Origin of the sequence: Chryseobacterium sp. StRB126 (genome assembly GCF_000829375.1) — a bacterium.
Taxonomy (GTDB): Bacteria; Bacteroidota; Bacteroidia; order Flavobacteriales; family Weeksellaceae; genus Chryseobacterium.
This window is the reverse complement of the sequence record NZ_AP014624.1, coordinates 3,733,551-3,753,016: the sequence shown is the minus strand read 5'-3', so window position 1 is coordinate 3,753,016 and position 19,466 is coordinate 3,733,551. Positions and strand designations below refer to the sequence as shown.

Below are 19,466 nucleotides of genomic sequence, written 5' to 3'. Positions count from 1 at the left end.
TTAAACAAGTTTAGAATTAAAATCCAGGATTGTAAAAGTAAATAATGAGTAATTCCATTAAAAATAAAGAAGTTTTCGGAGAATCGTTTTTGCTGGAATCAGCAAAGGCAGAGAATCTGTATTTTGGCTATGCTAAAGATATGCCGGTTATCGATTATCACAATCACCTTGAACCGGACGTTATTTCTGCCAATCAGAATTTCCGCTCTCCAACGGCTATTTGGCTGGATGGAGACCATTACAAATGGAGGGCTATGAGAAATTTTGGAGTTCATGAACAGTTTATTTCAGGGCAGGCTTCAGACCAGGAAAAGTTTATGAAATGGGCAGAAGTCGTGCCTTATACACTTCGCAACCCATTATTTCACTGGACCCATTTGGAATTAAAAAATCCTTTTGGAATCAGCGAATATTTATCACCAAAAAATGCAAATACGGTGTATCATCAGATGAATGAAAGTCTGCAGACCTCTGGTTTTCTGCCACAATCCATTCTTCAGAATTTTAAGGTGGAGGCTTTATGTACCACTGATGATCCTGCTGATGATCTCGTTCATCATAAAGCTTTAAAAGATAGTGGCTTTAAAACGGCTGTTCTTCCGGCTTTCCGTCCGGATGCCTATATTAATATCATTAATTCTGAACAATATCTTTCAGGAATCAAAAAGTTTGAAAAGGTCTGTGGATTTCAAATTACATCAGCTTCTGATTTGTTGAGTGCACTTCAGGGCAGAATCAATTATTTTGTGGAAGCAGGAGCAAAAGTGGCCGACCATGGCTTTGAATACTTCCCGGATACTACGAAATGGAATCATAGCCTTGAAAAAGAATTTTCTGAATTCCTTAAGGGCAATCTCTCATCATTTTCAGATCCTGAAGCCTTGTGCGGCTATATGCTGAAAGAGCTTTGCAAAATGTATGCAGAAAAAGGCTGGGTACAACAGTTTCATGTAGGGGCAACAAGGAACAACAATTCAGAAATGTTCAGAAAAATAGGTGCCAACGCAGGATATGACGCCATTGGAGAACCATACTACGCACAGAGAATGAGCATTTTGCTTGATGAACTGAATACAGAAGGAAAACTCACGAAAACCATTATCTACAATTTAAACCCGGCATTTAACGAAGTTCTGGCAGCTCTTGCCGGAAATTTCAACGAAGGAGGAATCAAATCCAAGGTACAGTTTGGGGCAGCCTGGTGGTTTCTGGATCAGCTGGATGGAATGACAAAACAGATGAATACGCTTTCCAATATTGGATTAATCAGCACTTTTATCGGCATGTTGACCGATTCCCGAAGTCTGCTGTCGTTCTCAAGACATGATTATTTCAGAAGGCTTTTATGCAATCTGTTTGGAAGCGAGATGGAGAGAGGTCTTCTTCCCGATGATGAAAAATGGGTGGGAAAGATCATTCAGGATATCTGTTATCACAATACAAAAAATTATTTTGAAATTTAATACCATGCAGAATTCGTCTAAGATATTATGTTTCGGAGAACTGCTTCTCCACTTTGCTCCGGATTCCGAAGGAAAGTGGTTCAATGAGCTGTCTCTGAAAATCTATGTGGGGGGAGCCGAATACAATGTAACGGCAGCACTTTCCCAGTGGGAAAATTCTGTGAAATTGTTAACAGCTTTACCTGAGAATTTTATGGGAAACCAGTTAGAATTTCAGCTTAAAAATAAAGGAATAGAAGTGCTTGCAGAAAAAACTCAAGGAAGAATAGGAACATTTTATCTTTCTTCCGATGGCGATATGCAGAATGCATCAGTGGTGTACGACCGCTTTCCGTCTGTTTTTACCCAATCGGATTTTGAAAATTTCAGTGATGATGAAATATTTTCAGAAGTAAAATGGCTGCATATCAGCACCATCACTCCTGCATTAAGTGACCATGCGTTCCGGAAATGTTTACATATCATGAAAGAAGCCAGAGTAAGAAATATTACGGTTTCTCTCGACTTGAATTACAGGGCGTTACTTTGGCAAAACCAGAATCCTCACAAAATTAAAGAGCTGATGCCTTTTGTGAACGTTCTCATGGGAAATATCTGGTCTGTTGAGCAGTTCCTGAATATTCCCATTGAATATGAGCTTAATGGAAATTTTGACGATGAAAACCTCCTGAAACAGGCAGGAAAAACAGCCTTGGAAATCCGGAAACAATTTCCAAATGTAGAAAAGATTGCCAATACGTTTCGCTTCACAAATGGAGAAAAGGTTAATTATTTTGCCACCTTATTTGCTGATGAACAGCTTTTGGTTTCAGAACAATACAATTCAGATAAGATTGAAGAAAGGGTAGGAAGCGGAGATTCCTTTATGGCTGCTTTAATACACGGAATTTTAAAAGGAAATCCTGAACAGAAGATCCTGGAAGATGCCGCAAAAGTTGCGTTCAAAAAGCTTTTTGTAAAAGGAGATACCATTGATGAAAGCATTAATATCGAAAAATTATGAGTGAAATACTACAGAAAATAAAAGACCAGAAAATAGTTCCGTTATTCTATAACGAATCGTTTGAAGTCTCAAAAAATATCATAAAAGCTTTATATGAAGCAGGAATCCGTGTGATAGAATATACCAACCGCGGCCATCAGGCATTGGAAAATTTTACCAGGCTGAAAGACATTTCCCATACAGAATTTCCCGAACTTCTGCTAGGAATCGGGACGGTAAAAAACATACAGGAAATGGATGATTATGCGGGTGTAAAAGCAGATTTTATCATTACACCTGTCATCAGTGAAGCATTGGTAAAACATGCACTTGAAAGAAATATCCTTTTGATTCCAGGTTGTTTTACCCCTTCCGATATCAATATTGCGTATCAGAATGGGTTAATACTGGTTAAAATATTCCCGGCTGATGCTTTAGGTAAGAACTACATCAAATCGGTACAGCCAGTTTTCCCGGGAATGAATTTTATGCCCACCGGAGGAATCAATGGTGATTATAAAGATATCACGGAATGGCTCAATGGTGGTGCCATAGCAGTAGGACTGGGCAGCTCGCTCATCGGAAAGGATTTTAATGAAGAAGAACTGACTCTGAAAACAAAGAATTTATTACAACAACTTAATCATAACTAAATGCAGGCTCCTCACAACCGAAATATAAGATGGTGGATGCTGTCTCTCGTTTTTCTTGCCACTACGATCAATTATCTTGACCGTCAGGTAATGGGTTTGCTGAAACCTGTTCTGGAAAAAGAATTCATCTGGGATGAAAAAGATTACAGTTACATTGTCATGGCTTTTACCACTACTTATGCTATCGGTTACATGGCGATGGGACGATTTATAGACAGAGTGGGAACCAAAATAGGGTATGCCGTTTCTCTTATTGTATGGAGTCTTGCCTCTATAGGACATGGGTTTGTCAAAAGTACAGTAGGATTTATCATAGCGAGAAGTACCTTGGGAATCAGTGAAGCAGGAAATTTCCCTGCCGCCATCAAATCTGTGGCTGAATGGTTCCCAAAAAAAGAAAGGGCATTGGCAACAGGAATTTTCAATTCGGGAGCAACTGTAGGAGCCATTTTAGCACCGCTGCTTGTTCCGTTCATTCTCGGACATTACGGATGGAGACAGACTTTTGTGTGGATTGGTGCTTTAGGAATGGTGTGGATTATCCTTTGGTGGAAATTCTATGCCGTACCTGAAAAAACAAAAAACCTTAGCAAAGAAGAACTGCAGTATATAAAAAGTGATCAGGCTGAAAAAACAGAAGAGAAAACCAAAATTCCTTTATCGGAATTATTCAAATATAAAGTAACATGGGCATTTGCTATCGGTAAAATCTTAACTGATCCTATCTGGTATTTCTTCATGTTCTGGCTGCCGGCGTATTTCTCGGATGTGTTCAAAATGGATTTAACAAAGCCTTCCATTCCTTTGATTATTATTTACAGCGGAACGACGATCGGAAGTATCGGCGGAGGATATCTCTCATCATTTCTGATCAAAAAAGGCTGGGCCATCGGAAAAGCAAGAAGCTTTACGATGTTACTGTTTGCCTTGATGGTTGTTCCGGTCATGTTCTCAAAATATGTAGATAATATGTGGCTGATTACCCTGATTATTGCCCTTGCCACAGCGGCGCATCAGGGATGGGGAGCCAATCTTATGACGACGGTTGGAGATAATTTACCTAACAGTTATGTTAGTTCTGTGATAGGATTTGGCGGTATGCTTGGTTCGGCAGCAGGAATTATTTTTCCGCTTTTTATCGGAATCGTTCTCGATGCTTTTAAAAAATCAGGAAACATCAACGGAGGCTACAATATCATATTTTTTATAGCTGGAATATCCTACGTTACAGCCTGGGGGTTGATAAAAATCATCAACCGTAAGAAAGCTGTTTAAAATATATATCGATCATAATGATAAAATAAATACCCATTGCTGAGTGTAACGCCCTTGCGAACCTTATGAAGATAGCAGTTAAAAAACTTGCGGACTCAGCGTTAAAAAAGAATACGATAAATAACAGATATTCAAAAATTGTAAAACATTAAAAACTATAAAAAGAATAACAATGAAACAGAATATAATGAATTTAGCTTTTTTCAGGAATAAAAAACATATCATTGCAGCAGCTGCTTTGCTCTCAGTGACTACTATTTCTGCACAAACTTTCTCAGACTTTAACTACCGTGGAAACGATAAAATATATAATGACAACCCTCTTAAACCGGATGAGTTCTACTCACCGATCCTTCAGGGCTGTTATCCCGATCCCAGCATTACCAGAAAAGGGAAAGATTATTATCTCGTGAACTCCTCATTTTCAATGTTCCCGGGCGTCCCGATTTTTACTTCTAAAGATCTGGTGAACTGGAAACAGGTAGGGCATGTCCTGGACAGACCTTCACAGCTTAAAGTTGAAAAATCAGGTGTTTCGCACGGAATTTATGCTCCGGACATCAAATACAATAAGCACAACGACACTTTTTATATGATCACTACCCAATTTGCGGGAGGTATTGGAAATATGGTCGTAAAAACAAAAGATCCGTCAAAAGGATGGAGCGAAGTTCAGAAACTGAATTTTGACGGTATTGATCCTGCTATTTTCTTTGATGATGATGGAAAAGCTTACATTGTTCACAACGATGCTCCGCCAAAAGATACCGAGCAGTATAACGGACACCGCGTTATTAAGATGTGGGACTACGATCTCGAAAAAGATCAGGTAGTTCCGGATTCGGATAAGATTATTGTCAACGGCGGGGTGGATCTTTCCCAAAAACCGATCTGGATTGAAGGTCCGCATATTTATAAGAAAAATGGTAAATATTATCTGATGTGTGCAGAAGGAGGAACTGGAGGGAATCACAGCGAAGTTATTTTTATGTCTGATTCCCCGAAAGGACCTTACGTTCCTGCTGGCAACAACCCGATTCTGACACAACGTTATTTCCCGAAAGACAGAAAAGAAAAAGTAGACTGGGCCGGTCATGCAGATCTTGTGGAAACACCGGATGGCCAGTATTACGGAGTATTTCTGGCGATACGCCCCAACGAGAAAAACCGTGTTAACAAAGGCCGTGAAACATTCATCCTTCCGGTTGACTGGAGTGGAAAATATCCTGTTTTCCAAAATGGACTGGTTCCGATGAAACCAAAATTGAAAATGCCACAAGGTGTTCAGAATCAAACCGGGCAAAACGGATTTTTTCCCAATGGAAACTTTACCTATAACGACAAATTAACTGATAAAGATCTTGATTTCCGATGGATTGCGATGCGCGGACCGCGTGAGAATTTCATCACGGTCACGAAAAATGGCATAAAAGTGAATCCTATGGAGACTAATATCAAATCGTTGGCTCCGGTTTCAGCATTATTCCACAGATTGCAGCACGAAGATTTTGAAACATCAGTAACGCTCGATTTCAAGCCTAAATCAGAAAAAGAACTGGCAGGAATTACCTGTTATCAAAGTGAAACATTCAATTATGTTTTCGGAATCACCAAAAAGGATAAAGATTTCTACATTGTATTGGAAAGAACCGAAAAAGGAGAATCCAAGTTAATTGCAAGCGAGAAAATTTCATTATCCAAACCAGTTAAACTGCAGGTGGTTGCTGATAAAGATGAACATAGTTTTAATTATTCGCTGGATGGTAAAAGCTATAAAAACCTTGGAGGACCGGTTTCAGGAGATATTCTTTCTACTGATGTAGCAGGAGGTTTTACAGGAAGCCTTATTGGTCTGTACAGTACCTCTTCCAATGATATTGTGCCACAATAGTATGAAAGATCTGTTATTCTGAATGGAACGAAGTGAAATGAAGAATCTCGTCTTTTACTGACAGTAGAGAAAAAATACTTAGTGACAGCAATTAAGTATTTTAAAATTGAAAAACTAAGCGTAAAACCAAACATCACAGTACATTTTGAAAATCAAAAAATCTTATATAGTTTCTTTATTGGGGTTTATCGGGCTGAATCTTCTCTCAGCCCAGGTAAATCCTTCCGGAAAACAGAGTACAGCGTTTACTAATCCTATCATATGGGCAGATGCGCCGGACTTATCCATTACCCGAAACGGAAACGATTTTTACCTGATCAGTACCACAATGCATCTGATGCCGGGAGCACCGGTAATGCATTCCAGAGATCTTGTACATTGGGAAATGTCAGGTTATGTTTTTGATACTTTAAATGATAATTCAAAATATAATTTATGGAATGGAACGGTTTACGGGAGAGGTCAATGGGCTTCTTCAATCCGCTACCATAAAGGAAAATATTATGTTTTATTTTCTCCGAATGATGAACCTTTCAAATCTTATTTCTATGTGACAGATAATCCTGAAAAAGGAAACTGGAAGCTCATCACCAGAACACGGCATTTTCATGATGCTTCTCTGTTTTTTGATGATGATGATAAAGTATATGTTTTCACTTCCAACAAAGTTTTTGAACTGAGTTCTGACTTTAAAGAGGTCATAGGAAATCCGGACGGAACTGAAGTGTTTCAGAAAGATGCTTCGGAAACCGGACTTCTGGAAGGCAATCAGATCATCAAAAGAAACGGAAAATACTATATGATGATGATTTCATGGCCCAGAAACGGAAAACGCCGTCAGGTAGTCTACAGGGCAGATAAAGTGGCAGGTCCTTATGAGAAAAAAGTAATTCTGGAAGATAATTTTTTAGGATTTTCCTATGCAGGTCAGGGCGCTTTGATAGATGATAAAAACGGAAACTGGTATTCTCTTATTTTCCAGGACAGAAACGGTGTGGGACGCGTTCCGCTGCTGTTGCCCGTACAATGGGAAAACGATTGGCCGGTCTTGGGAGATAACGGAAAAGTTCCATTGAAGGGAGAAGTTCCGCTTCCGCCGTTCAAAGCAAAAAATCATCTGGTGGAAAGCGATGAATTCTCTGATAAAACAATGAAAATCCAGTGGCAATGGAATCATAATCCTGTGAATGAAGCGTGGTCTTTATCCGAAAGAAAAGGTTTTCTGAGACTGAAAACCAGCAGAGTGACGGACAATCTGTACGCAGCACCCAATACTTTAACCCAGAGAATGGAAGGCCCGACTTCTTCAGCAGTTGTCGCAATGGACCTTAAAGGAATGAAAGATGGAGATGTAGCGGGTTTCAGTGCCTTCAACGGGGATTCCGGGATTTTGTCAGTAGTGAAGGAAGGTGAAGAAAAATTCATTGTTTTTTCAACCAACGAAGTGAGTCTGGACAATAAAACAAAAGCGATTACTGGGGTTAAAAAAGAAGAAAAAAAACGGATTCCTCTTAATTCTGATAAGATTTTCCTCCGTATCGATGCTGATTTTAATCTCGGGAAAGATCTTGCAGACTTTTATTACAGTACTGATCAGAAGAACTGGACGGAATTGGCAAAAAACTACAAAATGATCTTTGACTACCGTAGATTTTTTATGGGATCAAAATTCGCAGTTTTTAATTATGCCACTAAAAATACCGGAGGTTTCGTAGATGTTGATTTTTTCAGAGTCAATAAAGCCGAGAATGAAAAATAACAAAATTAGCAGGGAAAAGTCTGCTGTAAACAGATAAATAAAATAAGTATTCAGATGTTTAAACTTTATTAAACCGCAAAAGTCACAAAAGCTTTATTTTAAAACACTTGAGTTCACCTAAGTAAGTTTAAAATGATTGTATAGAAAAGTTCACATAAGATGAAAATCAAAGACTTTCACAAAACTTAGGTGTACTTATTACGCATAAGGTTTGGCTCTGAAAAAACTTAGGTGTTTAAAACTTTTGTGCCTAAAAATAATTAATATAAAACTATAAACAGCTTTGCTATTATTTTTTTATCTGAGATAATAAGTGTTAAAAATACAAATAAAAAATCATGAATAAATCAGTTGTATTAGCATTAGGTTTCATGCTGTCAGGAATTTTTATTTCTGCGCAGGATTTTGAGAAAAAAGGACCACAGGATTTTGATATAGAGAAAAAAGAAATTCCACACGGAAAAATTGATACCATACAATATTCTTCAGTAACGGTTGGTACTACGCGAAAAGCATTGGTGTATACTCCTCCCGGATACAAAAAAGGCACTCAATATCCTGTTTTATATCTGCTTCATGGTATTGGCGGAGATGAAAAAGAATGGTTCAGAAACGGAAATCCCCATATTATTTTAGATAATCTGTATGCCAAAGGAAAGCTTACTCCAATGATTGTTGTACTGCCTAATGGAAGGGCAATGAAAGATGACAGAGCAACAGGAGATATCATGGCAAAAGATAAAGTAGCGGCTTTTGCAACCTTTGAGAAAGACCTGCTGAATGATCTGATTCCATTTATTGAAAAAAAATATCCGGTTAAAAAAGACAGAAATAACAGAGCCATTGCCGGACTTTCCATGGGCGGCGGGCAGACCCTGAATTTCGGGCTGGGAAATATCGACAGGTTTGCCTGGGTAGGTGCTTTTTCCGCAGCTCCGAATACCAAGGAGCCTCAGCTGCTTCTTCCGGATCCATCCAAAGCTAAAGAATTAAAGCTTCTCTGGATTTCATGTGGAGATCAGGACAGGCTGATGCCTTTCAGCAAAAGAACAAGCGATTATCTTACAGAAAATAAGATTCCTCATATTTTTTATGTAGAGCCGGGCGGTCACGATTTTAAAGTCTGGAAAAATGATCTGTATCTGTTTTCACAACTGCTTTTCAAACCTGTAAATCAAGAAGATGTTAATCTTATTCTGAAGTCAGAATAGGACTAGGTTAGAAGCTTTAAATCCAAATTTCCCATTCTATGAATATCAATAAAATATATGTCAGTTTAATTGCAATGATAGGGTTTTCTCAGATGGGATTTGCCCAAAACCCTATCGTACAGACCAGTTATACTGCGGATCCTGCTCCAATGGTTTATAACGACAGGCTATATGTGTATACTACTCACGATGAAGATGATTCTACATGGTTCACTATGAATGACTGGAAAGTATATTCTACGAATGATATGGTGAACTGGACAGACCACGGGACAATTCTCTCGTATAAAGATTTCGACTGGGCGAAACGCGATGCATGGGCCGCACAATGTGTAGAAAGAAACGGAAAGTTTTTTTTATACGTTCCGATGTGGTCCAAAACCAATAACAAAGGCGCTATAGGGGTTGCTGTAGGCGACAGTCCGTTTGGGCCTTTTCATGATCCGCTGGGAAAACCTCTGGTTCAGAGTGAATGGGGGGATATTGATCCCACAGTTTTTGTGGATGATGACGGACAGAGTCATATGTATTGGGGAAATCCTAAATTGAAATACGTAAAACTGAATGAAGATATGATCTCCTATTCCGGAAATATTGTAGAAGTTCCGATGACAGAAGAATCATTTGGAAAAAGAGATGGGAAACCCAATCCGGAAAGACCGACAAAATACGAGGAAGGCCCGTGGCTGTACAAAAGGAAAAACCTGTATTATCTTTTCTGGCCGGGAGGCCCGCTTCCTGAATTCATAGGATATTCTACAGGTAAAACAGCACAGGGACCCTGGAAATATGGAGGAATTGTAATGCCTACTGAAGGGAAGTCATTCACCAATCATCCCGGTGTTATTGATTTCCGGGGGAAAACCTATTTCTTTTATCACAATGGTGCATTGCCGGGCGGAAGCGGTTTTACAAGATCAGTAAGTCTGGAAGAGCTTACATTCAATAAAGACGGCTCCATTTCACCGTTTAAAATGACTAACGGAATTGCAAAAGCTATTGCAACCGTTAATCCTTATTCGTTCAATCAGGCAGAAATGATTGCATGGTCAGAAAATGTAAAATCTTATCAGAATAAAGAGGCTGGTGTTTTCATCAAAGCAAAGAAAAATGGGGCTTATACCAGTGTAAAGAATGTGGATTTCCGAAAAAAAGGAGCCAGTGCTTTCTCTGCAAGGGTAGGAACTACCCATAACAGTGACGTCACAATGACTATTCATCTGGATGCTGTGAACGGACCGGTTGCCGCAACGGTAAAGGTTCCGATGACGGGTGGGGATGACCGCTGGGAAACGGTAAAAGTTCAGATGACTGAAAAGATTACCGGCATTCATGATCTGTACTTTATATTCAATGGCAAAGCCTCAACAGATATTATGTATTTCGATTACTGGACCTTTCTTGAAAATAATTAATCATGAGAAAAAAAGTTTTATATCTTCTATTCAGTTTATTTCTGATCAACAAAAGCTTTGCGCAGGTAGCAGAGATTTCAAGTCCGGATGGACACCTGAAGCTTCAGGTCTTTTCAGAAGAGGGAAAAGCATCGTATAAAGTTATCCTTCAGGAAAAAATAGTGCTTGAAAAATCCCCGTTGGGCCTGGTAACCAACGAATCAGACTTTTCAAAGAATCTGAAATTTACTGACAGCCAAAAAGACGTGGTTTCTAAGAAATACACAAACACAAAGATCAAAAAATCTGAGATTGATTATAAGGCCAATACTTTATCGGTTAGTTTTATCAACGCAGATCAACATCAAATAAGCATTGAATTTCAGGTGAGCAACAACAATATTGCTTTCCGCTACAATATTCCACCAATGAAAGAACGGTTGAGTGTTGTAGTACAGTCAGAAACTACAGGTTATAGATTCCCGACACAGACCACTACTTTTATTTCACCTATGATGAAGCCGATGACAGGATTTGCGCGCACAGCACCAAGTTATGAAAGTGGTTATAAAGCTGATGCTGAGCTGGGAATACCATCCGATTACGGATACGTTTTCCCGGGTCTGTTCCATATCGGAAATGAAGGATGGGTATTGCTTTCTGAGACTGGAGTGAACAGTACATATTGTGCTTCACACCTTGAAACCACAGCAGAAAAAAGCCTTTACAAAGTAGCTTATCCGAACATTGCTGAAAATAATGGTTTCGGAAGTACTGGAGCAGCTGTTTCTCTTCCCGGAAAGACGCCGTGGAGAACAATCACAGTGGGGGATTCTTTGAAACCTATCGTGGAGACCACGATTCCTTTTGATGTGGTAGATCCGATGTATGAGCCTTCACAGGAATATCAGTTCGGAAAATCTACCTGGAGCTGGATTCTTTGGCAGGACAAAAGTATGAACTATGATGATCAGGTAAAATTCATAGACCTTGCTGCTGCATTGAACTATCAGTTTATTCTTATGGATGCGCTTTGGGATAAAAATATAGGTAAAGACCGCATGAAAGAACTTATTCAGTATGCAAAATCCAGAAATGTAGGGGTATTGCTTTGGTATAATTCCAACGGAGCGGCCAATGATGCGCCCATGGGACCCAGAAATAAAATGAGCTCATCCGTTGAACGGAAAAAGGAAATGAAATGGCTGAAGGAAGTAGGCGTAAAAGGACTGAAAGTGGATTTCTTTGGAGGAGATAAACAGGAAACCATGCGTCTTTACGAAGACATTCTCTCGGATGCCAATGATTACGGATTAACCATTATTTTCCATGGAGCCACTGTCCCGAGAGGCTGGGAAGTGATGTACCCGAATTATGCAGGAAGCGAAGCTGTTCTTGCCTCAGAAATGCTTTATTTCTCAGAAGATGTACGGAAACAGGAAGCTTTTTTTGCCACACTTCATCCTTTCATCAGAAATACAGTGGGAAGTATGGAATTCGGAGGTACTTTCCTCAATACATATTTAACGGAATCCAATAGAGATAAAAATAAAAGACATACCACAGACGGCTTTCAGCTGGCTACAGCAGTTCTGTTTCAGAATCCGGTTCAGATGTTTGCCGTAATGCCGAATAATCTTACAGATTCACTAAAATTTCAGCTTGACTTTATGAAAGAAGTTCCGACACTTTGGGATGAAACAGTTTTCATAGACGGTTATCCTGGAAAATATGCCGTGGTGGCGAGAAGACATGCGGATCAATGGTATGTAGCAGGTGTAAATGCCGAAAAGCAGTCCCAGAAACTGAAAATAAAACTTCCGATGTTTGCCGGGAAAAACTTGAAACTTATCAATGATGATGCAAAAGGAAATACATCAGAGAAAGAAGTGAAAGTGAATGCAAAAGGTGATTTTACGATTGAAATTCAGCCGAACGGAGGATTTGTATTGAAAAATTAAGGATTGGCCAATATCCGGAGAGTTTGAGAAAAAACGAAAAAACAGAAAAAATGCGCTTCAAAAACTTATACATCTTTATCATTTCGGGATTTTTGGTTTCCTGCTCTTCCTCCCAGAGTCTGGCAAAGCAGTCATCCAAAGACCGCTGGCTTACCACCTGGGCAACGGCTCCCCAATTGGTGGAACCTAAAAACCTTCCGCCGGAACCGGGGCTTTCGGGGAATACCCTGCGTCAGATTGTCCGTGTATCTGTAGGTGGAAAAAAATTGCGGTTACGTTTGTCCAACAAATATTCTGTAGACAGCCTGGCGGTAAAAGCAGTTTCTATTGCTGTACCGTCCGATAGCAGCAATGTGGATGCAGCCAGCATCAGATCATTAACGTTTGAGAAGAAAAATAATTTTAAAATTGCTCCCGGATCTGATATTTATTCTGATGAGGTGAACTTTAATCTGAAGCCTAATTCGCTGCTGGCCATTACCATTTCCTATGCAAAAGTAACCCAATCTGTCACCGGACATCCGGGTTCAAGAACTACCTCTTTTGTTGTTAAAGGTGAGCAGACCAATGCAATGGTATTTAAAAACCCTGTAAAAACAGATCATTGGTATTCGCTTTTTAACATCGATGTAAAGACCGGTGAACCCTCGTATGCGGTGGCTATTATGGGAAATTCTATTACCGACGGAAGAGGTTCGGGAACCAACAGGCAGAATCGCTGGCCGGATATTTTTTCGCAACGGTTACTGGCGAATCCTTCTACCAGAAATATAAGTGTCCTTAATTTCGGAATTGGTGGGAATTGTGTGGTGCGTGGCGGTTTGGGTCCTATAGCATTAGACCGTTTTGATTATAACATCCTCAATCAGCAGGGTGTAAAATGGTTGATCATTCTGGAAGGAGTGAATGATCTGGGAGGAACAAGAGACCCTGATGACGCTTCCAAAAGAACAGAAGAACTGATTGCCGCTTACCAGATGATGATCGATAAGGCACACGCTAACGGAATCAAAGTGTACGGAGCAACAATTCTTCCTTTCGCAAAGTCTTTCTATGACAAACCTTTCCGTATCGAGGCCTGGAAAAAAGTAAACGACTGGATCAGGAACAGCGGGAAGTTTGATGCCGTTATAGATTTTGCAAAACAAATGCAAAGTGAAAATCCGGAAGTCATCTTAAATGATATGCACGACCATGATTTTCTTCATCCCAATGAAGCCGGTTACAAAAGAATGGGAGATTTTGTGGATCTGAACTTATTTAAAAATTAAAATCAAAAAGATATAGTATGAATTTTACAAAAAACATTTCGCTGTTTCTTACGTTGTTGTTTATATTTTTTGTAAAAGCAGCCGAACCATTTATTTCTTTTGCCAGGACAGAAAATTCGGTGGTATTGAAAGAGCGCAATTCAGGTTTGATGCTGCTTTCGGATAGCGATTCGGATAAAGGAATTCTGCGTGCTGTTGCGAACCTTCAATCCGATTTTCAAAAAGTAACAGGTGTTCAGCCTCATCTTGTTTCCCAAAATTCCGGTGTGAACGGAATGATTATCATTATTGGTGAAGCAGGTAAAAGCAAGACCATTGATGGTTTAATCAGGCAAAAAAAGCTGGATGGAAAAGCATTAACAGGGAAAAGAGAAAAATATATCATTCAGAATGTCAGTAATCCATTTCCTGGCGTTTCTGAAGCCATTGTGATTGCAGGAAGTGATAAACGGGGAACGATTTACGGGATTTATGAAATGTCTCAACAGATAGGTGTGTCACCATGGTATTACTGGGCAGATGTTCCGGTTGAGAAAAAAGAAAATTTATATTTCAAAAAAGGAATCTATACCGATGGTGAGCCTGCTGTAGAGTATCGCGGTATTTTCCTTAATGATGAAGAGCCTTCGTTGGGAGGTTGGGCCAGAGCAACATTTGGCGGAGTAAACAGTAAGTTTTATGAGAAAGTTTTTGAGCTGATCCTGCGCCTTAAGGGAAACTATATCTGGCCGGCAATGTGGGGAAAGGCATTTTATGACGATGATGCTCTGAGCGGGCCGTTAGCGAATGAAATGGGTATTGTGATGGGAACTTCCCACCATGAGCCTATGGCTTTGGCACAAACCGACTGGCACAGGTATATCAAAAAAAATAACCTCCCGAATGTCTGGGATTATGCTAAAAATGCAGAAGTTTTACAGAAATTCTGGAGATCCGGACTCGAGAGAAGCAAAAACTGGGAAAAACTTGTTACAGTGGGAATGCGGGGTGACGGTGACGAAGCGATGGGAGAGGGAACCAATATTTCCCTGCTCGAGAAAATTGTAAAAGATCAGCGTAAAATCATTGCTGAGGTTACCGGAAAAAAAGCTGAGAAAACACCTCAGGTCTGGGCATTGTATAAAGAAGTTCAGGACTATTATGATAAAGGAATGCGGGTTCCGGATGATGTGATCCTGCTGTTCTGTGATGATAACTGGGGAAATGTAAGAAAGCTTCCGGACCTTTCAAAACCTTTGCATAAAGGAGGCTATGGAATCTATTATCATTTCGACTATGTAGGCGGACCGAGAAATTCCAAATGGATCAACATAAGCCCTATTCAAAGAGTTTGGGAACAGATGAATCTTTCTTATGAACATAAGATAGATAAGCTTTGGGTTGTGAATGTAGGAGATTTAAAACCGATGGAGTTTCCGATCAGTTTTTTCCTGGAAATGGCTTGGAATCCAAAGCAGTTTAACACTAAAAATCTTTTTGAATATACTGAGAAATGGACCGCTCAGCAGTTTGGTGAAAAACATGCCGGGGAAATTGCCCGGATGATTAACCTGTATTCCAAATACAACAGAAGAGTAACTCCTGAAACCCTTGACAGCAAAACGTACAGCCTTGAAAATTACCATGAATTTGAAACGGTTTTAAATGATTACAGAGCATTGGCCGTAGAAGCTTTACGGTTAAAAGAGCAGATTCCGGCTGAGTACCAGGATGCATATTATCAGTTGGTTTTGTACCCGATTGATGCATGCAGTAATTTATACGAAATGTACTATGCTGTGGCAAAAAACAGGGAACTGGCAGCGAAAAAAGATCCGGGAGCCAATTTCTACGCAGATAAAGTGAAGGCATGTTTTGAAAGAAACACTTATCTGGATAATCAATACAATAATGTGATTGCCGGCGGAAAATGGAAGCATATGATGGATCAGATGAGAATAGGATATAAAAGCTGGGCAGACGGAAAAGAAAATATAATGCCTGAAGTTACCTATATTTCTGATGCTGAGGTTCCCAAAGAAAAGATATTTCAGGAGAAAAACGGGTATGTTTCCATTGAGGCAGAGAATTTTGCAAGAATGAGCAATTCTGATCGAATCCATTGGGAAGTGATTCCTGATTTTGGAAAAACAAAATCCGGGGTGACAACATTTCCGCAGAGTGCCTATCCAAAAGCTGATGAAAATATCTGGCTGGAATATGATATTAACTTTGAATCCAAAGGAAAATTTGAGGTGGAACTTCTTTTAGCTCCTACTTTAAATTTTAACCATAATAAAGGATTGCGTTATGAGATTTCTTTTGACAACGAAAGTCCGCAGATTGTGAATTTCAACGGCCATTATAAAGGAGAATTGGGAAAATGGCAGTCTGAACATATTATTAAATCCATTTCAAAGCATTCGATTCAGAACACAGGAAAACATACTTTACGTTTCAGAGTGCTGGAACCAGGCATTGTCCTGGAAAAAATATTGATCAATACCGGAGGTTTAAAACCTTCATACCTTGGAGCTCCCGAAAGCGAAATGCTTCACTGAGGACCAAAATACCAATAAAAAACAATCCTTTAAGCATGGAATATTAATCTCATTTCACACTCAAATCTGAAATACAGTTCCCTGACAGAGAATGAAGAGAAAGAATGGCGGATGATTTTGTAAGCAACTTTATTTAACAGATCGCTGCCTGATATCATTCAGGGTATTTTCCTGACGGTTTTTGAAAATAAACTGTCTTGATGGGGAATCTATTGCCCTTACTTTAATTGTTGATAATCAAAATCACGAATATCTAAAACTAAACCATTATGAAAAAACTTTTAAATTTTCTCAGTATTCATTCTATATGTTTGTTTTTCAGCTGTATGTTGCATGGGCAGCTTACTACAGTAAAAATTGACAAGAATATTACTTACCAGAAAATAAGAGGATTCGGGGGATTTGTCTGCAGTCCCCAGTTTGCCTATAATCATATGTCAACATCAGAGATTCAGAATCTTTGGGGAGCTTCCAGTGAAGGCGGATATAACATTATGAGATTATATATTCCCGAAAACAGCAGCAACTGGAGCTCCGTATTGGCAACAGCACAGCTTGCCAAATCTATGGGACTTACCATTTTTGCTTCCCCATGGACAATGCCCGCAGCCTGGAAAACCAATAACCATGTAAATGCTGTGTACACGGATGCCAACGGCGTACAGCAGATAGGATATCTGAAAACCGAAAATTATCAGGATTATGCCCTTTATCTCAACAGCTTTGTTACCTATCTTCAGAACAACGGAGTAGAACTTGATTATATCTCCATTCAAAATGAACCGGATGAAATGGCGCAGTATCAGGGATGCATCTGGACTCCTGCACAGATTGCCTCTTTTATCAAAAATTACGGGCAACTTATCAACTGCAAAGTAATTGCCCCGGAAAGCGTAGGGCTTACAGATAATTTTGCAAGTGCTTTGCTGGATCCCGCAGCAATGGCTAATTTTGAAGTCTATGGAGGCCATCAATATGGACCTATCCAGTCTACCTACAAGCAATTTCAGAATTATAATAAAGAAATCTGGCAGACAGAATATCTGATCAACTGGAACTCTTCATCTACCCAGCCGGCCCGCGATTTCAGCTGGAATACGGATGCTTTTACTTTCGCCGGCAGTGTCAACAATGCATTATTGGGTAATGTCAATGCCTGGATCCATTACTCTGCCAAACGTTATTATGGTTTAATGGGCGACGGAATTTACGGAACTCCCGCAGGAGTAATGACCAAAAGAGGCTATATCCTTTCACATTATGCTAAGTATACAACAGGAAAAACGAGAATAGAGGCAAAGTGGGATGACAAAACCGGAGTTTTACAAGGCTCTTCCTATATTTCCCAGGATGGAAATCAGGTGGTTCTTATGGTCATCAACTCTTCTCAAAATGCGTATAGTCTTAAGGTTGATCTGCCTTTTTACACGACTTCAGGAACAAAAGTACTGACCAATACGCAATCCAATATGGTCAGCACACCTATCACTATGAGTACGGCAACATTCCGGCCTACGGCTGATATCAGCTCTTCCAGTGTCATGACTTTTGTTTTTAATAAAAGTGGCGACAGACCTGCTTCTCTGATGACAGGCGGTGATATTCATTATAATAAAATTGAAACACAAACGGCTACCAGTACAGCTTTTGGAACAGGATTCAATATCAGCAATACAACGGTGACGTTCTCCAATCCAAGTCCTCTTATCAGTAATAATATGACTGCGGCTAACGGATATCTTCAGCTTAATGACCGATACAATAAACTGATTCTGCATGTAAACAGCTATACAACGGCGGGACAAAGCTATTCGGACAATACCACTTTATACTATATCAACAGCCAGGGCGTAACGAAATCGTATAATTACGGAAAGATTAATCTTCCGCAAGGAGGAAATTTCGATATCACACTCGATATTTCAAGACAGGTACTCACAGACGGATGCAAAGGCATTTTAGGACTGAGAAATTCCAATTACAGCTCTGTACTTACCCTTAATCTGGGAGATGTTTATTTCAATGTGGGTAATGAAATTGCTTCTAAATTCGGGGGAACTTATTCTGCTAGTGACAGCTACCTGATGGATGCGCTGGAAAGCGGATACTACACTTCTGTAGACTTCAGAAATACAGCAGGGGTTACTTCCTCCAATAATTGGCAGCCTATGAGTACCAATACGAACAGCATTTATTATGTGAACTCAAATGTAAGCTCATCTGCCAATAATGTGATCTCCGGTACTACATGTTCAAATCTTGTCCTTTCCGGTCAGGGTATGGATTTTCAGGTACCGTTTAACTTTACCGCCAATACTGCTTCTTACAGCCGTACATTTAATGGCTACGACGTGCTGATCTTACCATTCCAGGCTAATATACCTTCCGGAGTTACTGCTTATCTGATGTCACCCGGTGCAGGCAATATCAGCTGTACCGCAATTTCAAATGGAATCATTCCTGCAAATACTCCGGTAATCATCAATGCGACAGGGAATATTACCTTCAATGGTTCGGGGAATGTTTCCACCCCCAAAGCAATTACTGTTAATCAGATGAACGGAGTTTATCAGAGCATTAAAGTTCCGGCCAATGCTTATGTTTTGAAAACAGAAAACGGAGTAACAGGGTTCTATAAAGTAACTGCAGGAAGTGAACCTGCAATAGGATCTTTCAAAGCCTATCTTACAGAAGAAAATACTTATTCTGCCAACATTCTTCCTTTAAATTTCGGATCGTTAAGTGCCAGAAATATTTATGCTGAAGCTAAAAAGGAGAGTGTGAAAATATATCCTAATCCTGTAAAGGCAGATCTTTTCATTGATTCTGATTTTTTAGAAGCTGCCACCATTTTTGATGGAAAAGGAAGCATCATCAGATCCGGATTGAAAATAAATTCAGGGAAAAACCATATTAATGTGGCAGATTTCCCAGCTGGTACTTATTTTATTGAGGTTACCCATAAAAATAATACGGTATTAAAACAAAAATTTGTTAAAGAGTAAATTGAATCCAATGCCATCATAAGATCAGCTTATGGTGGCTTTATTCATATCCATCCGATGA

12 protein-coding genes are annotated in these 19,466 nt (G+C 39.6%); all 12 read left to right on the top strand.

Annotation, left to right across the window (positions count from 1 at the left end; genetic code table 11):
- The first annotated feature begins 44 nt into the window (after window positions 1-44).
- Window positions 45-1,463, top strand: coding sequence for a glucuronate isomerase (uxaC, locus tag CHSO_RS17000; RefSeq protein ID WP_045498525.1), 1,419 nt, complete (start codon window positions 45-47; stop codon window positions 1,461-1,463).
- A 4-nt stretch (window positions 1,464-1,467) separates the two neighbouring features.
- The gene (locus CHSO_RS16995) at window positions 1,468-2,466 is read left to right on the top strand and encodes a PfkB family carbohydrate kinase (RefSeq protein ID WP_045502794.1); all 999 of its coding nucleotides are present in this window, start codon (window positions 1,468-1,470) and stop codon (window positions 2,464-2,466) included.
- Window positions 2,463-3,098, top strand: a complete 636-nt coding sequence (locus CHSO_RS16990; protein ID WP_045498522.1) for a bifunctional 4-hydroxy-2-oxoglutarate aldolase/2-dehydro-3-deoxy-phosphogluconate aldolase — start codon at window positions 2,463-2,465, stop codon at window positions 3,096-3,098. The genes CHSO_RS16995 and CHSO_RS16990 overlap by 4 nt, the downstream gene beginning before the upstream one ends.
- Window positions 3,099-4,373, top strand: a complete 1,275-nt coding sequence (locus CHSO_RS16985) for an MFS transporter (protein ID WP_045498512.1) — start codon at window positions 3,099-3,101, stop codon at window positions 4,371-4,373.
- Window positions 4,374-4,545: 172 nt separating this feature from the next.
- The gene (locus CHSO_RS16980) at window positions 4,546-6,264 is read left to right on the top strand and encodes a glycoside hydrolase family 43 protein (protein WP_144428952.1); all 1,719 of its coding nucleotides are present in this window, start codon (window positions 4,546-4,548) and stop codon (window positions 6,262-6,264) included.
- Between the two features lie 145 nt (window positions 6,265-6,409).
- Window positions 6,410-8,023, top strand: a complete 1,614-nt coding sequence (locus tag CHSO_RS16975; protein WP_045498510.1) for a glycoside hydrolase 43 family protein — start codon at window positions 6,410-6,412, stop codon at window positions 8,021-8,023.
- A 338-nt stretch (window positions 8,024-8,361) separates the two neighbouring features.
- On the top strand, window positions 8,362-9,234 hold the full coding sequence (locus CHSO_RS16970) for an alpha/beta hydrolase (protein ID WP_045498508.1): 873 nt from the start codon (window positions 8,362-8,364) through the stop codon (window positions 9,232-9,234).
- 38 nt (window positions 9,235-9,272) lie between these two features.
- Window positions 9,273-10,649 carry a glycoside hydrolase family 43 protein gene (locus CHSO_RS16965; protein WP_045498504.1) on the top strand — a complete coding sequence of 459 codons (1,377 nt, stop codon included), beginning with the start codon at window positions 9,273-9,275 and terminating at the stop codon, window positions 10,647-10,649.
- Between the two features lie 2 nt (window positions 10,650-10,651).
- The gene (locus CHSO_RS16960; RefSeq protein WP_045498502.1) at window positions 10,652-12,589 is read left to right on the top strand and encodes a glycoside hydrolase family 97 protein; all 1,938 of its coding nucleotides are present in this window, start codon (window positions 10,652-10,654) and stop codon (window positions 12,587-12,589) included.
- 50 nt (window positions 12,590-12,639) lie between these two features.
- Window positions 12,640-13,860, top strand: a complete 1,221-nt coding sequence (locus tag CHSO_RS16955) for an SGNH/GDSL hydrolase family protein (RefSeq protein WP_045502788.1) — start codon at window positions 12,640-12,642, stop codon at window positions 13,858-13,860.
- A 17-nt stretch (window positions 13,861-13,877) separates the two neighbouring features.
- Window positions 13,878-16,400 carry a glycosyl hydrolase 115 family protein gene (locus CHSO_RS16950; RefSeq protein ID WP_045498500.1) on the top strand — a complete coding sequence of 841 codons (2,523 nt, stop codon included), beginning with the start codon at window positions 13,878-13,880 and terminating at the stop codon, window positions 16,398-16,400.
- Window positions 16,401-16,669: 269 nt separating this feature from the next.
- Window positions 16,670-19,405 (top strand): T9SS type A sorting domain-containing protein, encoded by a 2,736-nt coding sequence (locus CHSO_RS16945; protein WP_045498499.1) that lies wholly within the window; start codon window positions 16,670-16,672, stop codon window positions 19,403-19,405.
- Window positions 19,406-19,466: the final 61 nt, after the last annotated feature.